This window comes from Corynebacterium sp. HMSC08F01, from assembly GCF_001807545.1.
Taxonomy (GTDB): Bacteria; Actinomycetota; Actinomycetes; order Mycobacteriales; family Mycobacteriaceae; genus Corynebacterium; species Corynebacterium coyleae.
Genome location: NZ_KV789290.1, coordinates 18659 through 19134, shown reverse-complemented (window position 1 = coordinate 19134; position 476 = coordinate 18659). Strand labels below are relative to the sequence as shown.

Annotated in this window: 1 pseudogene; it reads left to right on the top strand. The window is 54.8% G+C overall.

Going from position 1 to position 476, the window contains the following annotated elements:
* Nucleotides 1-476 (top strand): annotated as a pseudogene (locus HMPREF3171_RS12295) (IS256 family transposase); the annotation flags it as partial.

Sequence of the window (476 nt, the reverse complement as noted above, 5' to 3'; positions counted from 1 at the left end):
GATCTGGTGGCAACCCTTGGCATTTCCAACATGTCGAAATCCCAAGTCTCACGCATGTCGGAAGAACTCGACGAAATGGTCGCAGATTTCAAAAACCGTCCCCTGGATCCCGGCGGGTATGCCTACCTGTCGTGCGACGCGTTGACAATCAAAGTGCGTGAAGGTGGCCGGGTGGTCAAATGCTCCGTACTTTTGGCTACCGGTGTTAACGCTGACGGCTACCGGGAAATGCTCGGCATGCATGTTGCCACCACGGAATCCAACGCGTCGTGGAAAGGCTTCTTCCAAGACGTAAAAGCCCGCGGACTTCGCGGTGTCTTCCTTATCACCAGTGATGCCCATGAAGGCATCCAGCACGCCATTTCCGAAGTGTTGCCCGATGCATCCTGGCAGCGGTGCCGGACTCATTTCGCGAAGAACCTCTACGAAAAAGCCCCGAAAACTTAAGTGGCCGATGGTCTTAAGCGATGTTCCAG